This window comes from Acidiphilium acidophilum (genome assembly GCF_033842475.1).
In the GTDB taxonomy this organism is placed as follows: Bacteria; Pseudomonadota; Alphaproteobacteria; order Acetobacterales; family Acetobacteraceae; genus Acidiphilium; species Acidiphilium acidophilum.
The window spans coordinates 1-23,357 of the sequence record NZ_JAWXYB010000001.1; the positions used below are offsets into that span (position 1 = coordinate 1).

Consider the following 23,357-nt stretch of genomic DNA (forward strand, 5'->3'; position numbering starts at 1 on the left):
CGATGACCTCGACGGGGTGGGGTAGGGGTTGTGGATAGGGTCATCCTGCCGGCCGCGCTGATCCTGACGATCCTGGTCGGCGGCATGGGATGCGCGAAGGCGGCGACGGTTGTGACGGTTTCGGGGCGGGCGACCGAACTTGTCCGTCCGGACCGGATGATGGCGACCCTCACCGCTCAGGCTGACAAGAGCACGGCTGCGGCGGTGCAGGCGGATATCAATGCGAAGATGGGCAAGGCCATGGCGCTGGTCCGGGCGTGCCTGGGGTAAAGGCCCGGACGGCGGATTATCATGTCACGCGTCAAGTGGCTGTATGCGGTGGTGCCGGTAGGTTGGACAGGTTCCGGGGGAGAATAAGCTAAAGCTGGTTTCCCGGTTTGTGGTGAACATGATCCCCGGAAACAAATTCAGAATCAATCCTTCGGTTGCTGTGGCGCTGTGAAGCTTGTGGGCAGCCGCCGACCTGTGGGCAAGGCGGGGAAAACACCCTTCGTTTTCCCCGGCTTGTCCACAGGGGACCGCGTCTTCGCGGTCAGGCGGGGATCGGCGCAGCCGACTGTCCACAAATTCACAGCGTCTCGCCTCCATCGGGTTACGCCGCCTTCGCCGTCGCCGCAGCGGTCGACCCGAAATACGCCTCGTCCGGCGTCTGCCAGTTCAACGCCTGGTGCGGTCGTCGCCGGTTATACCAGTCGAAGAATTCGCTCAGGCTGCGCTTTTGTTCAATGCCGGTCGCAGCCGGACGCAGGTAGACCCACTCATGCTTTACCGTCCACCAGAGCCGCTCGACGAAGATATTGTCGTGACAGCGCCCGCGCCCGTCCATGCTGATCTGCACGCCGTGCTCGCGCAGCACCTTGGTGAACTCCTCGCTGGTGAACTGCGATCCCTGGTCGGAGTTGAAAATCTCTGGCCTGCTGAACCGCGCCAGCGCCTCACGCAGCGCCTCGATGCAGAACCCCACCGTGAGCGTATTGGACAACCGCCATGCCAGAACCCTCCGGGTCGACCAGTCCAAGATCACGACCAGGTACAGAAACCCCTGACGCATTGGGATGTAGGTGATGTCGGTTGACCAGACCTGATTGGGCCGGTCGATCACCTTGTCGCGCAGCAGATAGGGGTAGATCTTGTGCTCGTGGTTGGGCTTGCTTGTGTCGGGCTTTGGCCGGACCGCGCAGAGGCCGAGTTTTTTCATCAAGCGCCGGATCCGCCGGCGACCGACCGAAATTCCCTCTCGCCCCAACGCTACCTGCAACCGGCGGCTGCCGTAGACCGGATGATCGGTGAAAATCCGGTCAAGACGGGCCAGCAGATCGAGTTCTTCCGCCGACTCCGCCTGCGGACGATGATAAAAACTGCTGCGCGCAACACCCAGAAGGGCGCATTGCCGGTTGATGGACAGCTCCGCATTCGGCGCGATCATCGCCCGCCTCTCAGCAGTCGGGAGATGGCGGGCTGCCCGGCAAGAAAATCCCGTTCAACCTGCAACTGGCCGATCTTGCGGTGCAGATCATCGATCATCTTCTGTGCGTCCTCGGCAACGGCCGCCTTGTTGCCGCGCTCGAATAATTCCCCTGCGCGCTTCACCAACTCCTGCTTCCACGCGCTGATCATCGTCGCATGAACCCCAAATTCAGCCGACAACTCCGCCAGGGTCTTCTCCCCCGACAGCGCCGCCATCGCCACACGAGCTTTGAATTCCGCCCCGTGCTGCTTCCTCTTTACACCCATCTCTGGCTCCTCTCTCGACCGGCCAGCCTTAGCTTAAACAACTGTCCAAAAAACCGGAGCCGCCGCAGTAACCAAGCGGACCCGGGTGGTCTCCTGGTCGGGGCGCCAGGATCTGACGGTCATGATCCCGCTGGCGGCAGGGCCGGTTCCCCCGTCGTTCGGCAGGCTTCTATCCCGGCTGCAATCGGCCGGCCTCGATATTGAGACCATGCGGGGTGAGGTTTCACCCCGCGTGAAGGAGCGGATGCGCCTGGTGGCCTTGCGTGCCGCCCTCACGCGTGCCGAGGTCCGCTTGCATAGTCTGTCCGTGGGGCTTCATGAGCCTGTGGTCGGCATCAAATCGGCCGAGACCGCGATTGTGATGCCGCCGCCCCCGTTTCGGCCGGGCAGTCCGGTGATGCTGGCGGCGATGGCGAGACCGGTTCAGGTGGCGCCGGCGCGTTCGAAGATCAGCGCGACGGTGACCATGACGGCAGATCTCCGGTTTGGCCCCACCGCGGGCCGGTTCTGGGAGCATTTCGGTCGCAAGCCGGCCCCGGGCTGAGCGGATTCCAATTGCATCGCCGGACCTGCCCGATCTATATAGGAACCTATATAGGTTATGGGGGTCGATATGAGTGCATCTGCCCGATTGCTGGTTCTGATGACGCCGGAGGAGCGGGCGGCGATCGACGCGAAGGCGCGCGCGGCCGGGATGTCCGCCGGCGAGCTGATGCGTCGTGGTGCCGCGGCTTATGAGATCGGTTCTGAGGCTGAAGCTGCCGAATTGCGGGTTCTGCTCGACCTGTTCGAGGACACGCATCCCGCCGCCCTGAGCCGGATCGACGCCGCGATTGCCGAGACCGCGCGGCACCTTTCCCATTTACGTTCCTCTCCACCGAAAGCCCCGCGATCGGCGTCTCGTCCGTGAGTCTTTACGGGGAGGCGATCGCTGCGATGCGGCGGATCGTTCTGCTTGATGACCGGGTGACCCAGTTAACGGAACAGAATCGCGACCTGACCGTGGTGGTGCAGGACCTCCGCGATCGGGTCAGCAGGCTCGAAGGGATGATTGCGGGAATGACGGTCAGCCCCGTTTCGAACCGGTCGCGCCGGTTACCGCCGCGGGGAAAGACCGACTGATACGGTGTGTCTCGACGGTGGTTGAGGCTCTTCAGGGTCGGTCATCCAGAAAGCGGATTACGGTGGACGTCGATCCAGCAGCGGCAGCATGGGCGTGACGCCGGCGGTTGCTGTGGGATTTCTGGACCGCCCCGGCCGGGGGATGGCGGGGCCGTCGAACAGGACGCCCTGTCGTTCGGCCTGATCGATCTGCCGGCAGGCGAGATCGAACCATTTGGGATCGATCTCGATCCCGATGAAACGCCGTCCGAGGCGCATGGCGGCGACGCCGGTGGTTCCTGATCCCATGAAGGGATCCAGAATGGTTTCGCCCGGATCGCTGGTCCATTCGACCAGCCAGTCGAAATGTTTCAGCGCGCGGGAGCAGGGGTGGCCGTTGGTCCTTGCGTCGGTCGGCTGGGCGGCCGGTGCGCGGCTGGGGATAAGGTTGCGGCCGCGACCAGGGCGGATTGGATCGCCGAACCAATAGGCGATTTCGTCGCGGCCGAGTTTGCGCCCGACGAACGCCGGGATGGTGTAGGGCAGGTGGATCAGGCGGAAGAAGGGCAGGGCGGTCGGCACCGGCGCAAGGAACCGTGGGTCGCTGTCCCCGCGCAGCACCACGACCAGGCGGGTGGGGATACGCATGACCCGCATGGTTTCCTGCCAGAGCCGTGGCGGATCTTCGCTGCCGGCGATGAGACCTGTGGGGCAGTTCGGCCAGACAGGATCGGACAGGATGGTATCGACGGCCCCGATCTGGGTCAGAACATCGAGCGCGTTGCCGCGATAGAGGCTGGCGCGGCCGATATCGACGCGCTCGATTGGATCGGACATTGCGACGGCTCAGAACGTGGCGCTGAAGGCAGAGGATTTTGCGCCGGTAGCCCAGGGAGCGGCTTCGTAATCCGGACGGGTGAGGGTGACGCTGGGATCGTTTGGTTTGACGATGGTTTGCCAGCGATTGAGGACTGGGGGCTCCCAGGTGGCGTGGGTACTGCCATAAGGGGCGTAGGGGTTGAAAGAGGGATCGGCGACGGGTCGCGCGGGCGGGGCGTGGTAATCTGCTTCGGTTTTGAGGTTACCTGAGGCGCAGCCGGCGAGGGCGGTGCAGGACAGGATGACGGCAAGGATGGGTAGACGCATGGGTGATCTCCTTCGAAGGAGACCACCATGGCGGGTGCTATCGCCACTGCACGCATAATTTTTTTGGGTGGAGGAGGGCTGGTTTTCCGGGGCTGGAACGAAAAAGGAGCGCCGTTGGCGCTCCTTTCGGTGGTGGTCAGAGGGACCTTACCAGTAGCCGGGAACGTCGTAGGGGTCGCCGCGCTTGATGCCGAGCAGACGGCGATAATGCCGGTAGGCTTTCAGGAACTTGCCGATTGTCTCGACCCACTGAAGCCCATGTTGTTCCGAGCGTTGCAGTTTGAACTCGGTTTCGTGAAGTTTGATCCGTTCATCCATCAGATCGAGCTTCAGTTTCTCGATTTCGACACTCTTCCTCGAGACAACGGCATCCTTCTGCAAAAGTTGCCATTTTAGATTGGCATTCTCTTTGCTCTGCCGATTAAAGTCTTCAACCAGGGCATTATGCTGGTTGATCAGGTCGTAGAAGCTAGCAGGGTCGACCTGAGGCGGAGCGTTCTGATTCCTGTTTCTCCAGGCAATCATCTCGTCGAGCCGACGCTGCGCTTGTTCAGACGCAAGGATTCCGTTGATGCTGCCCAGCTGCATAGCCATGTAATCACTCATAGCAGGCACTCCTTTCACTCTGCCGGCGGAATGACCTCGGTGGTCGCCGCCAGTGTGGAATCAACCTCGGCAGCAGCGCCGCCGCCTCCTGATCCACCAGGACTTGATTTATTATATGGCAGATACCCGCCCGGTGTCATCCCGTTATTTCCGGAGCCGCCATAACCCGTGGCAAGATTGGCAATCTGGTATGGTGCCTTCCCGGAAACCCAGCGGGCGGCACCCTCAGCCCCGCCATAAGTCGCCTCGCGAGCGAATTGCATGCCATCCACTCGATCTGCCGGTTCGAGGTTGCCCCACCGCATGATGTTGGTGACCATCGAGATCATTCTGAAGGACAGGATCGCCAGCGTGGTGAGCATGATCACCATCACCGAGACCATGATCATGAGCCCGAAGAAATTGGTCACCACGTTTCCCTGATTGAACACAAAATCCGCGGCCAGCGTGAACAGGTTGAAGATCAACCACGACCCGGCGGTGAAGATGAAATAGCTGAGCATCAAGCCGAACAACATCACGACGGGCCGAAGCAGGATGTTCAGGAGCATCTTGTAGCCGTAGCTAGCATTGGCCCCGTGGAAACCATCGCCGCGATACGTCATATGAGCCAGTAGAAAGACCGGGACTGCGATGACGCCTTCGCAGACCAGGATCAACCAGTTGATCACCTGGGCGATCCAGAGGGCGAGCGGGATCATCGGGATCACATAGGCGAGCATAAGCCCCTGAAAAATCAATCCAATGCACACAAAATAGATGAAGTTGATCAAGCGGCTTAATACACCGCTGGCAGCCATCGCGGCCGTCGCAACCGCACCGACCTCGTCGCCGACAAGCGCTTGCCCCCCGACCGCGGCAACCGTTCCGAGTTTGGTATTCAGCAGAGCGGAAAGCCCGATCGCGGAGATACCGGCCTCGACCATGTGCTGGCCGAGATTGATCATCGGCACGAAGGGATCGGACCATTCACCGTTGGTCGGCAGCACGGCGGTTGCCACGAAGTTCAACAGCCGACGGTTGATGCCGATGGCATCGAAGACGGTGTTGATGATCCCGAGCCCGCTCGATGAGGGGCGATTGCTGATCAGGGCGGTCGGGGGGGTAGCACCGGCGTCCACATTGGTATCGATCTGAATCTCGTTCAGGAAGCTGGTCACCGGCGGCATGTATTGGGCGAGATCGGATTTGAGATCGGCGGGGAGTCCGCTCCAGCTGGGTGCCGCGACACTGGCGGTATTGTCGAGAATGCTGAGGTTGCGGCCGTTCATCGCGGCGATCTGGATGAAATACGCGCCGGCGCCACTCCATCCCAGCGCCTTCATCTGATTGAGGTTCTCCTTCTGGATCGTGCTCTGTCCCTCCTCCTTCACGACGCTGGACGCGGCCTTGGTGAGAACGCTCGAATAGTCTGACGTTGCGGTGGTCATGACGTTCATCAGACCGGTGAGGAGCTGGGGATTATCCGACTGGAAATAATTGGCGATGATCGTCGAAACCTGGGGCTCGATGTCGCCGTAGTATACCTTGTCGAGGGCCGCTTCCTGATCGGTCGCGATATTTTCCGTGGCATTCAGTGCTGATCCGCTGGTGGGTGCAGGGGTGCGCAGGGTGATTTCGCCGCAGACGGGCGTTCCCCCGCTATCGCCACTGGTGGCGGAGAAGGGATAGATCAGCGTGCCTCCGGTGCCCACCGCCGGGTTCACGAAGGCGTTGAGTTCAGGTCCGATGTAGGGGATTTTGCTGATCGCACTGCCGATGCTCGATGGGATACCCCATTCGCTGCCGTAGGAGCTTTGCCGGAAGATCGGCGCGGGTTCCGGTACGATCAGTGTCCGCGTGTTCGAGCCGGAGACATCGTTGATGAGATCCCGACACGCCTCGTCCTCCACCATGCCGGCGACGATACGCTGCGCGTTCGGAACTTGCGGGGTGGCGATCGGCAGGGCACCCGGACCGAGGGCGGTCAGCCCGGCATCATAGACCAGATCGGCAATACCGACGCCCCACTGGGCGATCTGCACGACGGCCGCCTGGCCGACATTGAACCCGCCGGCCACCGGGATGATGAGGATCGCGGCCATGGCGATCCGGGGTGCGACCCATGAGCTGGTCCGTTCGGAGAGCACTTCACCGGTTTCGGCACCGCGATGGATCTCCATCAAGGTCGCGTAGGCGAACCAGGCAGCCGCAATGAGACCGACGATGCCGTTGAACAAGCCCATCATGGTCCCGATGACCGTCTGCTCGTTGCCGATCCCGGTTCCGGCAGTGGGTGTGCCGGTCTGTTGGCCGGTCAGGTTGATCGGGAACAAATCGTTGATCACCCCGCCGGCCCAATCGTTTGGCGCGTTCAGTTGCTGCCATGTGACCTGAGTGCCGGTCTGGGTGGACCCCGCGCCGGTCGCGGCGAAGGCGGGCAAGACGACCGTTCCTGTGAGGATGAACGAGATCAGGATCAACCTCGCAAGTCGCGCAATTTTTCCTATCATGGTGGTCTCTCTGTGCGGGGTCCGGGAATAACGAAGCGGGTGAGGCGGATCAGCCGGGGCGCGGGCCGGGGCGTTGTTCGTTCTGTGGTCCAGCGGAGGAGGGAGAGGGGTCGTTTCCCATGCCAGGACCGAAGCCGAGGGCGGTTCGTGCCCGGTCGATGATCTGCCCGATCGCCTCGCCAAATTTCGTGGCCATTTCCTCAAGCATGCTCAAGCCCGACGTCAGTCCGGGCGTTTTTTGCAGTGATTCGAACAACCCCTTTTCGACGGGGGCGAGGTCCTTATCGAGATCACTGACCTTCATGGCATTGCTGCGAACCCAGGATTCCGCATCCAATCTGCTCGACACATATTGATCCAGGGCTGCGGTGGCTTGCTGGTAGGTTCCGGCAAAGCCTTGGGTCTGCTGGATCTGCGCATCCAGTTCCGACCGCAATTCGGCGTATTGGCCGCCGGGTTTCATGCCCGACATGACGTTGGCGTAGCCTCCGGGATCATTTTCAGCGGCAGCGTCGATCTTCTGGCCAATACCCCCCATCATCTGCCGCAGGCTGGTCAGGGCCTGTGCTGCTGTGACGGCGGCTTCGGTGACGCCTTCGACGATGAGCTCCCGCTCAATGCCGGCAACAGCACCCTTATGATCGAAACTGGTATCAGCGTAGGGGGCGGGCTGGGTTGGTGCGGGTGCTGAGGTTTGTGCCGCTTCGGCGTTGTGGGTGAAACCGTTATTGTTGCTCGCCCGAGGGGCGGGGGCGCGGAACAATGGCGATTCCTTCACACGATTGGCCACTGCCTCCAACCATCCGGGACCGGTCGATGTGCCTGGCGTGACCTTGACATTGGCTGTGGTGGCTTGCACGACGGGGCGCTGCGTTGTTCCCTGTCCGGCAGCGGCCCCTGCTGTTTCCGACGGGGCCTGTGCGGTCTGAGCCCGCGCTTCGACAGTCCGGTTCTGCCGGACTTCCTGGTTAAGCTGATTGTCCTGCTCCATTCGCGCGCCCCTCTCGACTGAAAGGGTCTGCTGCTGTGTCATCTGGTTGAGATTTTCGTCGAGAACGCGTTGTTCGAGTTTGGCGAGGACCATATTGTCGCCAGACTGCACCTGCGGGGGGTTGTTCTGGGCGACCCGGACCGCAAAATCGCGGATCTGGTCGACTGTGTCCTGGCTATCCAGACGGTTCGTGTATTTCATCAATCGAACGACGCTCGGATCGCTCAACCCCTGGATCGTCACCGCGAGCGTGAGAAGCTGGTCGCGGATATTGTCTCCTACATTCGTCCTGACCCCGGTTGCCCGCTCGGTGTCTGCCATCGCCCAGGCGATTTCTTGTTGTGTTGCCTTGTCGTTGAGCGCGCCCGGTTCCCGCGCACGCTCCGCGAGATCACTGATCCGTTGTGATAGCTGCTTATACTCTCCTGTGTTTGGGAGGTTTGCGGCATTCTTCCCAATCTCATCGAGCACTTGGAGATAAGGGTTCGTGTTCGATGTTGCGGCGGCTTTCGGGCCGGTATTTCCGGCGATGGCACGTTCGACATCCCGGCCGGCGCTGAAAGCGGCACTTTCGCGGGCTTCGTCGCGGGTCGGGAAGGACTGGCTCCATTCGGATGCCGGCAGGTCACGACCATTCAGGGTCACGATACTCTTATAATGGAAGCCGGCCTCGCTCTGGCCGATATCGACGCTGAGCTTGGCCGTTTCGTTGACCGCTCGCGGCTGACCGCGCTCGATCGTCTCGATATTCGGGGCGGTCCGCTCAGAGGTAGCGGGACGCGGGGCGGTAGCGCCGTCGTTTTCCGGGGCGCGTGTTGTGGTGTCGCGGGTGATCATGGCGTTGAAGTCCTTTTGTCCATGGGAGGGGAAGATCCGATCGGGCACGAAGTTGGCGGCGTGGCCGATGGTAGCGATCCGATCGGCGAGGGCATTGCCGGCGTCGGTCGTGGGGGTGGCGACAACGAGTGACAGCGTTTCCGGGTTGATCCGGTCGATGTAGGCCCGCAGTGTCGCGCTGGTTTCCGGCCCGACCGCCCCGCTGACTGCCGTGTAGAGCGTGTCGGTGCGCATGCGTTCGATCGTGGCGAGGCTCATCGCCTCGATCGGCGTGTCGGCGACGACGATGCGCGTGGCGTTGCCATTGGCGGCATCGAGCGTGAACAGGGACCGTGTGGCGTTGGAGGCGAAGTTTTTGAATCCCGGCCCTTCGGCATCCCACCCGGTCATGTCACCCGAAGCGGTGCGGTGTGCTGCCCAAAGGGTAGCATTGGGACCCTCGCGCAGTTCCTCTTGTGCGATAGCGGCCTGGGCGACGATCGGGTGGATCCCCCGCTGCTCGGTGAGCCAGGTATAGGCCGGGCTTCCTTCCTTCAGCGGGTGATGCGTGACCCAGAGACGGGAGTAGCTGCTCCGCCGTGCATCGTCGGGAGTGCTGGATGCAGTGGCAGTTCGTGCTTGCTCGATTGCATCGGGTGAGGCCATACCCGCGACCCGTGCCCGCCGGGCCGGGAAAGACGTCAGGGTCGGATCGAGGTAGCCGGCGAGATCAAAGACGTCGCCCTTCGTCTGTGTGCCTTGCACAAAGAATCCCTGCCCGCCGTATGTGGTGACGATCGACGGCGCACTCGGAGGCGCGTTGCGTTCGCGCCAGACCATTTTGTCGCCACCCGGTTTGTCATCCGTCTGCCACCCGGCGTTTTCCAGTACGACCGGGCAGGTGACAGCGGATTTCAGGATCTGGTTGTCGGGCTGCGGGCTCATGATCCGCCTCCCCCATTCGATGCGATCTGCGGTGTCGGCAGGGTGGCCGATGAAGGCAGCAGCACTTTCGCCTTGTCGGCGAGGATGCTCGCGAGCAGCAAGTTCGTTTGCTGCTGTGATTTCAGCCGATGCAATGCGATGTAATTGCTCTGGGCGAGCTCATCGGCGACCGAGATCAGCACCGTTTTCGCGTTGGGGTCAGATTCGAGAGCCGCGTGCCAGGACGTGCTGCTTTCCCGGCGATCGACGGCGAGGGTGAGGGCACCGAGCCACGATGCGGTCTGGGTCTGAGGCATGCCGAGCGCTGTCTGTTCGGCCTGTTGGCTGGCGGTGAGGTCCACGCTGGGGGTGCGGGTAGCCTGAATGTCGGTGGCGACGCGCCGCGCCAACGACATCTGCGCGTTGTATTGCCGGCGTTTGACGACAGCAAACTGCCCTTTGAGCGACGTGAGCGCTGGCCCCCGCAGGGCGGCCGGCGCGTAGGGTTCGATCAGGGTCTGGCTATAATCATTGGCGGCCGTGGCCGATGTCTGATTCGGGTAGGTTTCCACCCCAAGGAGGCTGGCCGCTTCCTGGTCGGCGTCGGGATCTGGGCTCAATCCATCCTTGCACGGCAGGCCGGCCGCCATGTCCTGAGCAGAGCAATAGCGCAGATCATGCAACGCATTGATCGAGGCGACGCCCTCGCTGACCGAATTATAGGAGGGATCGCCCGGTGCGGCGATCGTCACCGGGTCGGTTACCGATTCAATCGAATTGGCGATCCCGCTTGTCTGATGGGCACCGACGACGATCGATTGGCCATTGGTCAGTGCATTGCAGGCCTGGGGGGTGAGAACGTGATTGTTCTGGATCTGGATTTGATGGTTCTGGAGATTTTCTGTGGCTTTATCTGCTAGCACGGCATCGGCGACCTGCTCGTTGGCGCCGACTGCGGCCTTGGCGTAATTGGCGTTCTGATTAAATCCGTTTTGCAAGGTTGTGCGCAGATCACCGCCGCCTTGGGCACCAGAGTACCCGAATTCGGATGCCAGTTTGCCCTCGATCGCGTTCTGCATGTTGGTGACGTCGGTGCCGACTGAGACGACCTTGCTGGCGACCGCATTCACGGCGGCAATCAGCGCCGCGATATCGGTTCCGAATAAAGCGTGCGCCTTGGGCGGCTGGAGGATCGTCGCCCCGAGCAGGACGCCAGCGCCGGCGGTCAGCAGGACCGATTTTCTGAATTCATGAGCCATTGCCGGCGCTCCCCTGCGTCGTTTGTGGAGCGGGATATCCGGTTGGCATCAGGGATGTGCCGTTGACGTAGATACCTGTGTTTTGGCCGAGGCTCGGCGATCCGGTGACGGAGAGCAGGTTGGCGCCGCCCCCTCCGAAGGAGAGTTGGGGGCAGAAATTCCCGAAGCCGGTCGTGCCGAAGCCGCCGATCTGAAACCCGCTGATCGAGATGCCACATTGGCTGACCGAGGACGTGGCATTCTGCCAGGCTTGATTGACGCTGGCGCAGATCTGTCCCTCCACGTCCTGAAAAATGGAAGTCAATGTGCTGGCGCTGAAGACTGACGTGATGAGATTGAGCCCAACGCCGTGAAAAAAGTTCGACAGGCAGGTCAATTGGGTGACCGGCGTGGGGGCGGTCAGCACATTGGAGTCAGCTGATAATCCGGCTGAGATACCGGCGGCTGCGCCGTTGGCCATCGCGACGCAACCGGCCGTCTGCTCGGCGGACGATCCTTGCGCTGAGGTGGCCGCCCTTGCTGTGATGGCGAGGGGGAGTGCAATGGCGCTCACGATCAGGAGCGCCTTTGATAAGCGCGTGGTCATAGGTGTGTCCTTGTGGATGTTCCAGTGGTGAAGGGGGCGAGGAGAGGGCGTCCGGACGTGGCGGCATGTAACGCCTCGATGCGGATGGGCTGGGTCATGCGCTCGATGATTTCGGCGCGGCGGATCAGGGTGATTGTCTCGCGCACCGTCCGGCCGCGGTGATCGGGATCGGCACCGACCATGGCTCTGATGATCCGGTTGCCCACGTCGTCAGGCAGATGTTCGAGGTAGATCAGCAGGGCCGTGCGTCGCTGGAGATCGAGCCAGGCCAACCCGGTCAGCAGGTGGTCGAGCGTTTCTGGTTCGAGAAGTAGATCAGCGACGACGTTGGGGGGCCTCGTGCAGATTTCGTTAAATCGCTGTCCGACCTCCTGGACTTTGGCCTCGACTTCGGGTGTGTCGGCAAGGATGGTGCCGGGCGCCAGGAATATCTGCGGGTAACATCGGATGATCCAGGCTTCAACGGCTTTGCGTTCGAGTGTCAGAGGCGAAGGTAAATCGGGCATGAGCGGTCCTTTCACGCGGAGCGTGGCAGGCGCGAATGCAAGTGGACCTATAAAAAATCGCGGCTACGAAATTTTTTTTATGGTGATCTTTGCGGTGGTCTGGGTGGCGCTGAGGTGCAAGCCGAGGGGGGCCAAAGCGGTGGCTAATGTGGCGGGCCACGGCAACCCGCCACGCCAGGAACAGGGCATTTCGCGGTTCACGCCTACCCCGAAATGCACAGTGACATATGGCGGTACAATCAATCGGAGGGCCGTAGCGATTGGTATGGCCGTGCCAAATCCTTTCACGATTGGATAATCGGGGTGCCGTGACGGCAGCGGTGGTGCATTGGACTCACGTGGCGGGTCTTTCGTTACCGATCGCGTGTAGACATTGGATGTGACTGTCTTTGTAGGTACGGCGATTATAACGACATTCGCCTGTGCTGGTCGCGTCATTGCTGTGACTGCCAGAAAGGCAATCCCAAAGAGGGCTGGATTGCGGGTCTGTCGATCTCTGATAAGCAGGGCGGGCATGTTGCTGTCCTTTCAGGTATCGCCCGCGAATGCCGTCTGCGATCGCCACTTCAAAGCATTATTTTCTATCGGAATGATAGACAAATATGAAAGATAATAACCTGTTTTCTGACATTACGCATTATTCATTACGCTCTAATTTCTATTCACTCGTTTGTGATTAGTCACTGGCGACACGGATGTAACTATTTAGTCACTATCAACATCTGTTACTCATTGTTGCAACGCAACGTTGTAATAAGTGGGTGATTTTCGGTTTCTCAACTTCATTCCGGACTCGAATCCCAGCTTATAACCCTATGTCACGCGAGTCTTTTGTCGACTCGGCCCACGTCGCCCGACGGCGCTCCCAGCGCGACTCAATATTTGGATTGATAGCGTTCTCAGATCGCAAAAAACAGCCAGTTAGTTTCGTCTTTTGGTATCTGGTTTATAAAAACCGCTTTCCGTTACGAATACGTTCTTATAGCGCAACTCGATTTTGCGGGTGTTCCGGGGGGACTTAAATTAGGGCTTGCATGCAGATCGTGCTGTAGGGGATGAATTTCCGTATCCGGTCTATTTCGATCGGGGTCGGAGGCTCGTATGTCCGTGACTACGGTCCACTCATTGCCTTTTAATGCTGGCACGCAACCTCTCCAGGGCTTTCCCGGGGATGAGCAGGATTCTGTAAGCCGATATATTTGGAATAACGGCTTACGAGCGGTCGCGTTAGGTAATTCGGTTACGCTCCTCAAGCAGGATCCGGCGCGGCGTGATGATCTGCGAGACCCAGACTGCCCGTCGGTATCCGCGGCCGTTGGAGCGACGGCTCCTGGCCCTCTCTCCGAGCGCGAGGCGACTATTGTCGCCGTGCAGATGATGACCCGATTTGCGCTGCGACCTGAGCGGGGGCCCGGTCGTCGCCAGATTGCCGCGTGGGTCGGTCTGTCACCGGAATTAGTCGTGCGTATTGCGCAGGATGCAGGGCTTTCGCCGCCACACGACCGTCCACTTCGGCATTACAAGTCCGCGCGCTATTTGTCGCACGATCAACGCGGGCTGATCGTTCGGAATTTTGTGGCACAGGTTCCGATCGAGGCTATCGCCTCGCTGGTTGATCGCTCGCGGACCCAGTTACTGTCATGCCTTCGTCGCATGGGACTGCCGTATGGGCGCGGTGGCTCAATGCGCGCCGCGCTTTGGGCAGATTTGGCTGACCCCGCGGTTGGTTTGGGCAATGCCGAAGCTGATCCTGAATCTGCTATCCCGTCACCTGGCCTATCGAGGCCGGCGGGACCTTCATCCGCGCCATCGATGTCATCGCAGTCGGACCGCCGACGCAAGCGTGCCCGGGCGCGGAGCAGGTCACCGCGCCCGGGCCGGCAGGCAAAGCCCCGGTGCCCGTCGCCGCTTTATCCCGCCGCACGCGCCGACCAGCTTTTGACCTCTTTTGTGGCACAGGTGGGCTCTGAATTGGATTCGTCTTCCCTGGCTCGGCTGAAGACTGCGGCGGAGACCGTCTATCGAGCCGCGAGCAATCCTGATTTCCGGATCGAGAAGCCGGCGCGGGGAATTCCCCCGTTGCTGCGCGAGTGCTTCGGCGTGCTTTATGTCGCCAGCGTGTCTCCCGATGGCTGCGCACGCATTGTCGGGGTTTCGCGCCACGTCGTCGCGCGGACCTTCTCGAATTATTGCGGAAGATCTGAAGCGAACTACGGCCGATCCAGTCGCGCCGTCTGGCCCGGGCGGCTCAGCCCGGGCTTCGATCTGGCCCAGATCTCGCAGTCCTACGGGGCACAGAATTTCGTTTTCAAAAAATGCCTGAGTAGCGGCATCTTGTTCCCCGTTCGTCGTACCGAAATCGCGTCCCGACATATCGCACCTCACATCATCGCGAGCGCACATGGATATGAGGGGTACAGTCTGTGACTATGCTGATTATTTCATCGTTTTTGCCAAATTCCGACACTCTTTTTTTCCTCTTTGGACTCGCGATAGCGCCTGCGACTCTTCCCCCCACGATGACAAATCGGGATCGGGAGATCAATGGATGAGCGACGTGACGGCAGGAACTGAGCTACGCGTACCACCGGAGACGGGGCCATCCTCGCGTCAGATTCTCAATCCGTATTTTCTGCTTGCGCGGATCCGCAGCCTTTTGACGGCCAATTTCATTCTGGCGATTGCGGTGGCCATGCTCGCGGGATGCCAGCTTTGGACGCTCCTGCATCCACGACAAGAGATTTTCTTTGGCACATCTCGCTCCGGCGATCCGATCCGGCTTTATCCGCTTAATCAGGCGATTTATGCCCAGAGCCGCGTTTTCCGTTTCGCGGTCGATGCGACTGATCAGGCTTATTCCGTCAATTTTGTGAACTATCGCGCGCAGTTCACCCGTGTTTCCAAAAAATTCACCCCAGCCGGATGGCAGGCCTTCGCCGCCAGTTTCATCAAGGAACATGATTTCGAGCGGATGAAATTCTACGACCTTGTTGGCAGCGCTGTCCCGACGGCTGGCCCTGCGATCAAGAAACAAGGCGTTGTGGGCAATCGATATACGTGGATTCTGCAATTTCCGATGGTCGTGACGTACCGAAATGAGGAGCGCCATTACACCGAGACACGCATGATGACTGTCGATGTTGTCCGCGCCTCACTGTTTCACCATCCTTCCGGTCTCGCGATCAGCCAGATTATTTCTGCACCAATGGGATGATCCAGATGTATTCGACGTATCGACACAAGCGCATCAGCCTCACCCTGTGCTCGACTACCGCCTTGATGATCATGTGCGGGTGTCCGGCGTGGGCGCAGAACGCCCAACCGGCTGACGGACAACTCTCGGGCGCGGCGCGATCCGTTACCCCGGCGTTTCTACCCCAAAACGGATCACCTCATCCGAATTTCTCGGCCGCAGCGCAAAACGCCATTCCGATTACCCCGGGGATGATCCGCGCGCTGCAGCATCGCTATGACGGCGTCTCGAAGGCAATCGCGGATGCTCATACGTCGCCAATGGCAATCCCCGTGACCAGCACGGTGACGATCGGTCTCGGGCCGCAATCGGTCACAAACATTATCGAAACCGCCTATGGATTTCCGACCGCGGTTGCATTTCTTGACAGTTCCGGAGCGCCCTGGCCGATCGCATGGACGACCAATTCCAATCCGGCGCCCGGCTCTCCGACCACCAAATCGGATACCTGTGTGAACGGCGGTAATCCTGCGACCGCAGCGACTGCGGGCACGGCTATGCCCGCGATTGTGGCCAGTGGGTTCATTGTCTGCGTTCCGTACAAGGGATCGAACGTCCTCGAGATCTCTCCCCGTTCGCGCTATCCGCGCGGCGGGTTGCTGGTCAATCTCAAGGGCGCTGCGGCCCCGCTTCCGTTTCTGATTCTGACAAATTCCACGCATTACGAGGCCCGCCTCGATGTGCAGATCAATCAGCGCGGTCCGGACGCCTCCCCCGAGGTCTACGTCCGGTCGAACGCTCCCGAGACCGGCGCTCCGGCTTTGACCGCGATGCTGAATGGCGAACCGCCGGCGGATGCTGTGCCGCTCGGTGTCATTGGCGCATCGCCCGAAGCGATCCGGGCCTGGCGGTATCGCGGCCAGATCTACATCCGCACGCGCGACAAGATCCTGTCGCCGGAATGGGACGGCTCGGAATACGGCCCCGATGGTGTCGGGATCTACGTCGTGCCCAATACGCCGGTCGTCCTGATGTCAGGTGGCGATGGCCGCACTTTCTCCGTCTCTTTCAAGGAGGACTGATATGGCCACTAAATTTCCCATCTTTGACCAGATCCGTACCGGCGTGTCGGCCGTCGGCAAGCGCAAGCTGCTGATCGGCGCCGGGGTGTTGGGAGTCACGGCGATCAGTGCGTACGCGGTGGTCAAGCCGAAGCCCAAGCTGCCGGTCAGTGTCGCCGGCGTGGTCCCGAAGCTTGGGCATGGCGGCGGCACACGGAATCGCTCGACCTCGACCTACGACCAGCATTTGATGGCGTATCAGGATAAGCTGGACGCGAAGAAAGCCGCCGCAACGGGCGGAAGCTATGCGGGCCCATTTGGGAGTGCTGTCGCCAATCATCCCCGGCAGATGGCACAACCCGTGACACCGCCCATCGTTGCGGTCGATCAGACATTGCCGGCGCATTCTGCTGCCCCTCCGTCAAAGCAATCGACCCAGCCAATACACAAGCCAGGAGGTGCGGATCCGCGCGTCACAGATCCTCCGCCAACCTCCGTCGCTTCGTATGATCCATCACGGTATAAGACTTACACGGCTGAGATCAGGATGCTGATGGGCCAGATGTCCGGCCCGGGTCCGGTCACAAATGTGATCGTCAAACCCGTCGCCGTGAAAGACCCGCCCCCGGTCCCGGTCACCGCTGCGCAGGGTGGCCCTTCGCGCGAAACCGGCAAGCTCCCCTTCGGGGCGCCACGCGCGCGCCCGCGCGTTCTGATACCGGCCGGTCACGGCGTGTATGGGGTCACGAAGCTCGCCGTGTCTTCCGATCAGGGCGGTAGTCCGGTCGAAGTCCAGGCCTTGTCCGGGCCGATTGCCGGGGATGACATGCTCGGGTCTTTCAGCCGCGAGGGCGACCGGCTTGTCGTCAAGCTGAACTCGATCACCCTGAAGGATGGCGAGCAGTCGTCGATCAACGCGCTGGTCGTGACACCCGATACGATGCGCACGGCGGTCGCGACGTCGGTGAACGAGCATTATGTCGATCGGATCGTTCTGCCGGCCGCGGCGGCTTTCGTCGAGGCGCTCGGCGGATCGCTCGGACAGAGCGGATCGATAGAGCAAACCTCCCCGCTCGGTGGATTGACCGTTTTCTCTCACGTCAACACCGGTCAGGCGGTTGCGGCCGGTTTCGGCAATGCCGCCGGAACACTCGGCAACATCATCCAGCAGACGGCACCAAAAGGCCCCACGGTCAAACTGGCGGCAGGGACCGATGTCGGCGTCCTGTTTCTGTCGCCCCTGAAAGCCGCCACGCCGTGACACGCCGTCATCCCTCCCTGCTGTTCTCCCTGCCGTTCCATCGTTCCGAAAGGCCCCACCATGTCTGATGCAACCTCCGACGTACCCCTCCCGCGCGCTCCGACCGCCCCCACCACCGAGACTGCCGCCTCACGCCGACCGCGTAAACGCGACACGATCCTGTTTGCGACAACCGCCCTGGTCGTTGTCGGCGCAACGGCGGGCGTGATCCTACGTCACCGGATCGAGCCGGTGATCGAACCGTTGATTGCGCATGTGTTCAACCACAAGATGAATCGCTCCACGCCGTCATCTCCCGCGCGGCCTATGGCCTCCAGCCCGGTCATCCCGGAATTATCACCCCCGCCGGCTTTCCGCGTTGGCGATCACGCGGTCGCATCGGATAAAGCACGACCCGCCGCAACATCGACCGATACAATTGTCGGTGTCGCCCATACCCATACAGATGCGGCGAAGACGCATGTCATGAGCCACACGATGTCGTCGTCCGGGCATCCGGCAAATCTGTCGAAATCCACCTTTCAATCGATCCTGGACCTCAAGCCAGGATCGATCCCGACGGCATCACACAAGCCTGTCGCTTCCAGGCCGACTGCGACCGAAGCAAAAAAGTCGCGATTGGGCGAGAGCGTCGTTGTCCCTGTCATGGGCGATAAAAATCCAGCCACCACGGCACGGCTTGCCCCTGTTCCTGTCATGGCCCCGATCCCCCACCAGCCTGTGCCGACAAAATCTCCTGCTGCGTCATCGGGGACGACCGCATCGACGTCTCCAACGGGATCAGCGGTCGCGCCCAAGGTGCTCTCGCCCACCCCGAAGTCAGCCGCTGCTGTCGGTGCGTCTCAGACGCCCACGACACCTGCGGTCAACGCCTTGCTTCATCCGATTGCGCCGACAATGGCGTCGCACGTCACGTCCACACCAGCCACTTCGAACGCTTCACTTCCGATGGCAACCGATATTACCGCCCCCCCGCACTCACTGCCGATCGGAACAGCCGGTGGCCCTGCCACGCTGGCAACGCTTGCCCATCCGGTGCAGACGGCAACTCATCTCGTGGCCGGGCCATTGACCCCGAAATCCGAGATCCCCGTGCTCTCGCTGGTCTCCCAGCTCGGGGTTCTGGTGGCCCAGCTGCGCAATGAGAATGAGGCGCTGGCGCATCAGGTGGCCACCTTGCAGGCAACGACGACGCGGCGCCTCGATATTTTCAGCCGCACCCTGCACCTCGATGAGGCAAAGAGCGCGCTGGCGCTGGCCGTGCAACCGGCTCAGGCCCCGCGTGCGGCCATCCATCCGCATATTTTCCAGTCGCACAGCGCGGTTCCGTCCGGGAAGATCTCGGCGTCAAGCTATCGGATCATAGCGTCTTCGCCCGGTGTTGCGATCATCTCCCGCGACGGGCGCACCGATGAGGTTTCAGTCGGTGATGTGGTGCCGGGGGTCGGTCGGGTGTTGTCCGTGACGGAGGATGGCACATCCTGGGTGGTCAACACCACGCATGGCCAGATCCACCAGTAAGGGGAGGGTGCTGCCGTGCAGGGGTTTCTCAATCTGGCGGATGCGATCGGCAATGCGATCACGATCATCCTGCCCGCTCTCTGTTACATCATCGGCAGCAGCCTGTTCATCCTCGGCGGCTACGGGCTTTGGCAGTCGGCCAAGCCCGGGTCCTATTGGGCCGGTCATAAATATCTGCCGTTCTTCGCCCTCGGGATCGGCAGCTGTTTCCTGAGTTTCGATCGCATCCTCGACAAGCTGGAGGCGAGCTTCGGCGGCACGGTCAATTTCGGCATCGCCTCGCAGATCACCTCCTACACGTCTTCGACCGCGACCGGGGTACTCGGCGCGACGCCGGAAGCGACCGTGCTCAATATGGTTCAGATGTTCATCGGCTTTTTCATCCCCTTCGGCGCGTTGATGGTCTTCCTTGCGGGAAACAAGGTTTACGCGATCGGCAAGGGCGAACGACGCGGCGGATATTCCGGCCCGTTCATTCAGACAATCTTCGGCCTGGGGCTGATCAATATCGTCACGGTGACGCAATGGCTCATGTCGAATTTCTCCTGACACGCGGGAACGGGCGCATCCGGCACCGCTCCGTTCCCCCGCGTGCCCCTGGCGTCCGGCCTAATTCGGACGCCCAAATCACAAAAGCGTGCAACCCGCATTTTGTCCGCTCCACTTGCAATGCAGATCGCTCTCCTGTCGCCGGGAATTGTCCCTCTCAATCACGGAGTGTTTTCATGACCAGCCTTTTCAAGCGTCAATCCGGTCCGGTCGATGACCGTGCCGGGTCCACCACCCCGACCATTGTACCGAAATCCCGCCCGGCCCTGCGCCGGATCCTCGGGGCCGGTGCGGTGGCCATCGCCGCGATCACGTTCGGTCACGGCATCGCCTTCGCGGCGGGCACCGCGCCCACCGCCGTTACCGGCGGCATCGGCGCGCAGGCCGCGGCGACATCCGGCGATCTCTCCTACGGCTTCGGCTTCGCGCTGGAGTTTGTCAGCTACTGCATCGCCGGCATCGCAGCCGCCTATGCCGCCTACACCTTCTGGCAGCACCACAAGAACCCCAACGGGCAGCACAAGATGAGCTACGCCTTCGCGTCGCTGCTCGCCGCGGGGTTCATGGCGGGTCTGCCCAGCATGGTCGGCAAATCGTCCGAAACCGTCACCGGTGGTGCGGCAACGGTCACCGGCCAGACGGCGCAGATGACCTACGGCAACGGCGCTGGCGCCGGCTGACCGGAGTTCATGTGATGGCGCGTCTTCAGCATCTTATCCCTTCGGTCTGCCGTCCCGCCCATCCGGTGGCGCTCGATCGGGGCGATGCTGAGACGCGCCTGTCCGTCATCGCGGACGCGACAGATGTTTGCGCCATCTGCACGGCGCGTGGTGGTTGGCTCGATCTCTATTTCCTGGACAATGACGCAAGGAATTTCAGGCGCAGCAATCTGATCGCGGCTTGCCCGCTCTGCCGTTCATGTCAGTCGTTGCACCGGTCCCATGCGGCGATCGAGTTTCTGCCGGTGTGGGTAACGGAGATCCCGCAGATCGCCATCAACCGGCTGACTCGGCTCTTGCATCAGCGTCTGATCAGCGCGGGCGAAACCCCGATCATCGATCATCGGAACAGACCCGCACTCGACGATCAGACAACAAGGGATCTGGTCTCAACCTATCTTGCTCTGGCCAATCGAAACGTGCGCCTCAGGATCATTCTCGGCGGCTATGCACCGAATGCCCGCGATCTGGTGACCCTGTTCTATGCAGTCGATCCGGGCCGCGGATCCTGTCCTGAGAAGCTGAGTGTCGGTCTGCGCCTGCTGCCGCTCGGTCGCTACGTCGTCGATGGTCGGGATCGGTATGCCGCAGCACTCGGCGTTGAACCACCCGCCCTCGACGCAATCAACACAGATCTGGTTGCTGCGTGATGCCGACAATCAAATCCCACATCAGGAGTATGCAGCCGATGCCTCTTCCCGAAATCATAAAATCCATCGCCGGGGCCTGCCTTGATTCCGGCGAAACCCTGCTTGGTATGGCTCAGGCCGCGAGCGCTGCATCAATCACGGTCGGAGCCGGTGGGGTGCTGGCAACAGCCTGGTTCGATCATGTTGGGCTTGACGCGGTGATCAGTGATCCGTCGCGCTTGCAACCATGTCTGACCATCGCCGCTACGGCCGCAATCCTGCGTGGTCTCATCTATATGGCGCGGTTTGAATCGATGGTCAGCCGGATCACCGGTGTTGCGTGTATCACCTCATCCGCAGCTGCGACGCCGATCTATCCGCGTACATCCCCACCACCCTCGCGTGGCGCGTGAGGGGATCATGGCCCTGTCGGATAAAATTCTCGGCGGCATTTTCGGATTCTTCAAGCAGCCCCTCGATGCGTATTGCGATCTCGAGACGGTGGATGGCGCGGCGCTGCTGAGCAGCAAGGGCGAGTATATCACGCTGATCGAGATCCACGGATCACGGCGGATGTTCAATACCAGCGACGTCGATGCCAAGGTTGAGGCGTTGCGTCTCGATATCCAGTCGGGATTCGAATTTCAGGGCCACGGCCTTCAAGCGTGGTTTGCGACCGATCCCGGTCTCATCCAGGAGACCATCGCCACCCATCTGGCCGCACCGCGGGCGATGGCGCGTGAACTCGACATCAATCTCGACGACATCCTCAATGAGCGTGAGGTGGTGTTTCCCAAGCTGATGCGCTGGGAGCGCTGTTTCCTCGTGGTCTGGTCTCGTCGGGCACTGCTGACCCGCGATGAAGAAAAGATCGTCTCCGCCGAACAGGCCAAATTGTCCGAGGGAGCCCCTTCACTTGCCGACACCCAGAACATCTTTCTGGCCACGGATCTGCTGATTGAGCAACCTGATGTCTGGAAAATAGGGCGAGCGGGGGTCAGGCATCCTGGTAGTCCCACTTGATGTAGCCCTTGGTGTCGGCGGCCCATTTTTCATCGATTTCGACGAGGACGGCGCTGACGAGGCGTTCGAGGGAGGCTTCGTTGGGGAAGACCCTGATTTTGGTGGTGCGGCGTTTGAGTTCCTGCTGGATGCCGCGTTCCATGGGGTTGGAAGTGCGAAGCCGGCGCTGGTGGGGTTCTGGCAGTGTGAAGACGGTGAGGCCTTCGGGGATATTTCGTTCGAGCCAATCGGCGAGCTTTGGTGCGGTGTCGCGATAGGCATTGACGAGGGTTGTGAGAGCGATCTGGGCAGCGGCGAGGGAATTTGCGTTCCAGACGGTCCGGAGTTCTGCGCCGATGCGTTTGCGGATGGCGTGGTTGGGGGCGTGGTGGATGGCGTTTTGGGCGAGGTGGAACTGGCATCGTTGCCAGTGTGCGGCGCCGAAGACGGCGCGGCGTGCGGCGTGCAATCCGGCATGGTCATCGGAGACGATGAATTCGACGCCTCGCAGGCCACGCTGATGGAGGCTTTCGAGGAAGGCACGCCAATGGACTTCGGCCTCGGAAAGGGCGACCGAGACGCCGAGGACACGGCGGCGTTCATCGGGTCCGATGCCGATGGCCGAGAGCACGGCGGCATCGCGGACGACGCCATTATCGCGCATTTTTTCATATCTGGCGTCGAGGATGAGGTAGCGGATCTCGGCGAGGGGTCGGGTGCGCCAGGCGGCGAGTTCGTCATCGAGCAGCTTGCTGGCGCGGCTGACCTGAGCGGAGGAGAGGCTTTCGATGCCGAATTCGCGCATGACGGCCTCGACGTCGCGGGTGGAGACGCCTTTGATGTACATTTCGGCGACGGCGACCATGACGGCGCGGACCGAGCGTCGGCCGCGTTCGAGGGACTGTGGGTAGAAGGGTTCGCCCACGTGACCGGCGGTTTTGGGGACATCGACGGTGATCGACCCGGCCGGGGTATCGATCCGCTTGGGCTTGTAGCCATTGGCGTAACCCTGACGATCGGGGTTGCGCTCGTAGTGACTGGCGTGGAGGAAGCGTTCGCGCTCGATCTGCATGGCGAGTTCGAAGGTCCTGGCAAATACCGTGGCGATATCGCCTGCGCCGTTTTCGATCAGATGTTCCAAAAGTGCCTCGATAATCGTATCCTTTTTGGCGTCCATTCATCGGTCTCCATGTTGGTGTGAACAACTGCATGGAATACCAGAATGAACAGCCCTTGCCGGGGCATGCCCCGGCAAGGGCAC

Annotated in this window: 23 protein-coding genes and 1 pseudogene; 14 read left to right on the top strand and 10 right to left on the bottom strand. The window is 61.2% G+C overall.

Annotated elements, in window-relative coordinates; all coding sequences use genetic code 11:
* Positions 1 to 30 precede the first annotated feature (30 nt).
* Positions 31 to 270 carry an SIMPL domain-containing protein gene (locus tag SIL87_RS00005; protein ID WP_319612296.1) on the top strand — a complete coding sequence of 80 codons (240 nt, stop codon included), beginning with the start codon at positions 31 to 33 and terminating at the stop codon, positions 268 to 270.
* Positions 271 to 592: 322 nt separating this feature from the next.
* On the opposite strand, the gene SIL87_RS00010 is transcribed toward SIL87_RS00005, so the two are convergent.
* Positions 593 to 1,734, bottom strand: a protein-coding gene (locus tag SIL87_RS00010; protein WP_319612297.1) for an IS3 family transposase whose coding sequence is annotated in 2 segments (ribosomal slippage) — positions 593 to 1,467 and positions 1,467 to 1,734 — 1,143 coding nt in all. Because the reading frame shifts where the segments join, the coding sequence is not laid out codon by codon here.
* An 82-nt stretch (positions 1,735 to 1,816) separates the two neighbouring features.
* Between SIL87_RS00010 and SIL87_RS00015 the strand changes: the two are divergent.
* The 3 genes and pseudogenes from SIL87_RS00015 to SIL87_RS00025 all read left to right on the top strand — a co-directional run.
* Positions 1,817 to 2,278: pseudogene (locus tag SIL87_RS00015) on the top strand (SIMPL domain-containing protein); the annotation flags it as partial.
* Between the two features lie 69 nt (positions 2,279 to 2,347).
* On the top strand, positions 2,348 to 2,644 hold the full coding sequence (locus tag SIL87_RS00020) for a plasmid mobilization protein (protein WP_319612298.1): 297 nt from the start codon (positions 2,348 to 2,350) through the stop codon (positions 2,642 to 2,644).
* On the top strand, positions 2,641 to 2,856 hold the full coding sequence (locus SIL87_RS00025; protein WP_319612299.1) for a hypothetical protein: 216 nt from the start codon (positions 2,641 to 2,643) through the stop codon (positions 2,854 to 2,856). The genes SIL87_RS00020 and SIL87_RS00025 overlap by 4 nt, the downstream gene beginning before the upstream one ends.
* 57 nt (positions 2,857 to 2,913) lie before the next feature.
* Here the strand turns inward: SIL87_RS00025 and SIL87_RS00030 are convergent, their stop codons facing one another.
* From SIL87_RS00030 to SIL87_RS00065, 8 genes are all read right to left on the bottom strand, one after another.
* Entirely contained in the window at positions 2,914 to 3,672 is a 759-nt protein-coding gene (locus tag SIL87_RS00030; protein ID WP_319612300.1) for a site-specific DNA-methyltransferase, read from the bottom strand.
* A 9-nt stretch (positions 3,673 to 3,681) separates the two neighbouring features.
* Positions 3,682 to 3,981: a hypothetical protein gene (locus SIL87_RS00035; protein ID WP_287995518.1), complete on the bottom strand. Its 300-nt coding sequence runs from the start codon at positions 3,979 to 3,981 to the stop codon at positions 3,682 to 3,684.
* A gap of 147 nt (positions 3,982 to 4,128) precedes the next feature.
* On the bottom strand, positions 4,129 to 4,587 hold the full coding sequence (locus tag SIL87_RS00040) for a hypothetical protein (RefSeq protein WP_287995515.1): 459 nt from the start codon (positions 4,585 to 4,587) through the stop codon (positions 4,129 to 4,131).
* Positions 4,588 to 4,601: 14 nt separating this feature from the next.
* Positions 4,602 to 7,079 (bottom strand): DotA/TraY family protein, encoded by a 2,478-nt coding sequence (locus SIL87_RS00045; RefSeq protein WP_319612301.1) that lies wholly within the window; start codon positions 7,077 to 7,079, stop codon positions 4,602 to 4,604.
* Positions 7,080 to 7,128: 49 nt separating this feature from the next.
* Positions 7,129 to 9,831: a DUF3991 domain-containing protein gene (locus tag SIL87_RS00050; RefSeq protein WP_319612302.1), complete on the bottom strand. Its 2,703-nt coding sequence runs from the start codon at positions 9,829 to 9,831 to the stop codon at positions 7,129 to 7,131.
* The gene (locus SIL87_RS00055; RefSeq protein ID WP_319612303.1) at positions 9,828 to 10,940 is read right to left on the bottom strand and encodes a hypothetical protein; all 1,113 of its coding nucleotides are present in this window, start codon (positions 10,938 to 10,940) and stop codon (positions 9,828 to 9,830) included. Before SIL87_RS00055 ends, SIL87_RS00050 begins: the two co-directional genes overlap by 4 nt.
* A 118-nt stretch (positions 10,941 to 11,058) precedes the next feature.
* Positions 11,059 to 11,655 carry a hypothetical protein gene (locus SIL87_RS00060; RefSeq protein ID WP_319612304.1) on the bottom strand — a complete coding sequence of 199 codons (597 nt, stop codon included), beginning with the start codon at positions 11,653 to 11,655 and terminating at the stop codon, positions 11,059 to 11,061.
* Positions 11,652 to 12,161 carry a hypothetical protein gene (locus SIL87_RS00065; protein WP_319612305.1) on the bottom strand — a complete coding sequence of 170 codons (510 nt, stop codon included), beginning with the start codon at positions 12,159 to 12,161 and terminating at the stop codon, positions 11,652 to 11,654. Before SIL87_RS00065 ends, SIL87_RS00060 begins: the two co-directional genes overlap by 4 nt.
* A gap of 1,461 nt (positions 12,162 to 13,622) precedes the next feature.
* Here SIL87_RS00065 and SIL87_RS00070 point away from each other — a divergent pair.
* From SIL87_RS00070 to SIL87_RS00115, 10 genes are all read left to right on the top strand, one after another.
* Positions 13,623 to 14,588, top strand: coding sequence for a hypothetical protein (locus SIL87_RS00070; RefSeq protein ID WP_319612306.1), 966 nt, complete (start codon positions 13,623 to 13,625; stop codon positions 14,586 to 14,588).
* 121 nt (positions 14,589 to 14,709) lie between these two features.
* The gene (locus tag SIL87_RS00075) at positions 14,710 to 15,375 is read left to right on the top strand and encodes a DotI/IcmL family type IV secretion protein (protein ID WP_265637972.1); all 666 of its coding nucleotides are present in this window, start codon (positions 14,710 to 14,712) and stop codon (positions 15,373 to 15,375) included.
* Positions 15,372 to 16,436, top strand: a complete 1,065-nt coding sequence (locus tag SIL87_RS00080; RefSeq protein WP_319612307.1) for a DotH/IcmK family type IV secretion protein — start codon at positions 15,372 to 15,374, stop codon at positions 16,434 to 16,436. Before SIL87_RS00075 ends, SIL87_RS00080 begins: the two co-directional genes overlap by 4 nt.
* 1 nt (position 16,437) lies before the next feature.
* Positions 16,438 to 17,676, top strand: a complete 1,239-nt coding sequence (locus tag SIL87_RS00085; protein ID WP_319612308.1) for a DotG/IcmE/VirB10 family protein — start codon at positions 16,438 to 16,440, stop codon at positions 17,674 to 17,676.
* Between the two features lie 231 nt (positions 17,677 to 17,907).
* A complete protein-coding gene (locus tag SIL87_RS00090) occupies positions 17,908 to 19,197 on the top strand; it encodes a hypothetical protein (RefSeq protein ID WP_319612309.1) in 1,290 nt (429 codons plus the stop codon).
* 15 nt (positions 19,198 to 19,212) lie between these two features.
* The gene (locus SIL87_RS00095) at positions 19,213 to 19,746 is read left to right on the top strand and encodes a hypothetical protein (protein ID WP_319612310.1); all 534 of its coding nucleotides are present in this window, start codon (positions 19,213 to 19,215) and stop codon (positions 19,744 to 19,746) included.
* A gap of 176 nt (positions 19,747 to 19,922) precedes the next feature.
* A complete protein-coding gene (locus SIL87_RS00100) occupies positions 19,923 to 20,426 on the top strand; it encodes a hypothetical protein (RefSeq protein ID WP_319612311.1) in 504 nt (167 codons plus the stop codon).
* A gap of 65 nt (positions 20,427 to 20,491) precedes the next feature.
* Positions 20,492 to 21,115, top strand: a complete 624-nt coding sequence (locus SIL87_RS00105; protein ID WP_319612312.1) for a hypothetical protein — start codon at positions 20,492 to 20,494, stop codon at positions 21,113 to 21,115.
* Positions 21,116 to 21,153: 38 nt separating this feature from the next.
* Positions 21,154 to 21,507, top strand: a complete 354-nt coding sequence (locus tag SIL87_RS00110) for a hypothetical protein (protein WP_319612313.1) — start codon at positions 21,154 to 21,156, stop codon at positions 21,505 to 21,507.
* A 7-nt stretch (positions 21,508 to 21,514) separates the two neighbouring features.
* Positions 21,515 to 22,117, top strand: coding sequence for a hypothetical protein (locus SIL87_RS00115; protein WP_319612314.1), 603 nt, complete (start codon positions 21,515 to 21,517; stop codon positions 22,115 to 22,117).
* Here the strand turns inward: SIL87_RS00115 and SIL87_RS00120 are convergent.
* Positions 22,092 to 23,273, bottom strand: a complete 1,182-nt coding sequence (locus tag SIL87_RS00120; protein ID WP_319612316.1) for an IS256 family transposase — start codon at positions 23,271 to 23,273, stop codon at positions 22,092 to 22,094. The genes SIL87_RS00115 and SIL87_RS00120 overlap by 26 nt on opposite strands.
* Positions 23,274 to 23,357 lie beyond the last annotated feature (84 nt).

What these genes read in the sequence shown, in the direction of transcription:
- SIL87_RS00020 (WP_319612298.1), top strand. Translation starts at nt 2,348, where the DNA reads ATGAGTGCATCTGCCCGATTGCTGGTTCTGATGACGCCGGAGGAGCGG.
- SIL87_RS00030 (WP_319612300.1), bottom strand. Translation starts at nt 3,672, where the DNA reads ATGTCCGATCCAATCGAGCGCGTCGATATCGGCCGCGCCAGCCTCTAT.
- SIL87_RS00035 (WP_287995518.1), bottom strand. Translation starts at nt 3,981, where the DNA reads ATGCGTCTACCCATCCTTGCCGTCATCCTGTCCTGCACCGCCCTCGCC.
- SIL87_RS00040 (WP_287995515.1), bottom strand. Translation starts at nt 4,587, where the DNA reads ATGAGTGATTACATGGCTATGCAGCTGGGCAGCATCAACGGAATCCTT.
- SIL87_RS00045 (WP_319612301.1), bottom strand. Translation starts at nt 7,079, where the DNA reads ATGATAGGAAAAATTGCGCGACTTGCGAGGTTGATCCTGATCTCGTTC.
- SIL87_RS00050 (WP_319612302.1), bottom strand. Translation starts at nt 9,831, where the DNA reads ATGAGCCCGCAGCCCGACAACCAGATCCTGAAATCCGCTGTCACCTGC.
- SIL87_RS00060 (WP_319612304.1), bottom strand. Translation starts at nt 11,655, where the DNA reads ATGACCACGCGCTTATCAAAGGCGCTCCTGATCGTGAGCGCCATTGCA.
- SIL87_RS00065 (WP_319612305.1), bottom strand. Translation starts at nt 12,161, where the DNA reads ATGCCCGATTTACCTTCGCCTCTGACACTCGAACGCAAAGCCGTTGAA.
- SIL87_RS00075 (WP_265637972.1), top strand. Translation starts at nt 14,710, where the DNA reads ATGAGCGACGTGACGGCAGGAACTGAGCTACGCGTACCACCGGAGACG.
- SIL87_RS00080 (WP_319612307.1), top strand. Translation starts at nt 15,372, where the DNA reads ATGATCCAGATGTATTCGACGTATCGACACAAGCGCATCAGCCTCACC.
- SIL87_RS00085 (WP_319612308.1), top strand. Translation starts at nt 16,438, where the DNA reads ATGGCCACTAAATTTCCCATCTTTGACCAGATCCGTACCGGCGTGTCG.
- SIL87_RS00100 (WP_319612311.1), top strand. Translation starts at nt 19,923, where the DNA reads ATGACCAGCCTTTTCAAGCGTCAATCCGGTCCGGTCGATGACCGTGCC.
- SIL87_RS00110 (WP_319612313.1), top strand. Translation starts at nt 21,154, where the DNA reads ATGCCTCTTCCCGAAATCATAAAATCCATCGCCGGGGCCTGCCTTGAT.
- SIL87_RS00115 (WP_319612314.1), top strand. Translation starts at nt 21,515, where the DNA reads ATGGCCCTGTCGGATAAAATTCTCGGCGGCATTTTCGGATTCTTCAAG.
- SIL87_RS00120 (WP_319612316.1), bottom strand. Translation starts at nt 23,273, where the DNA reads ATGGACGCCAAAAAGGATACGATTATCGAGGCACTTTTGGAACATCTG.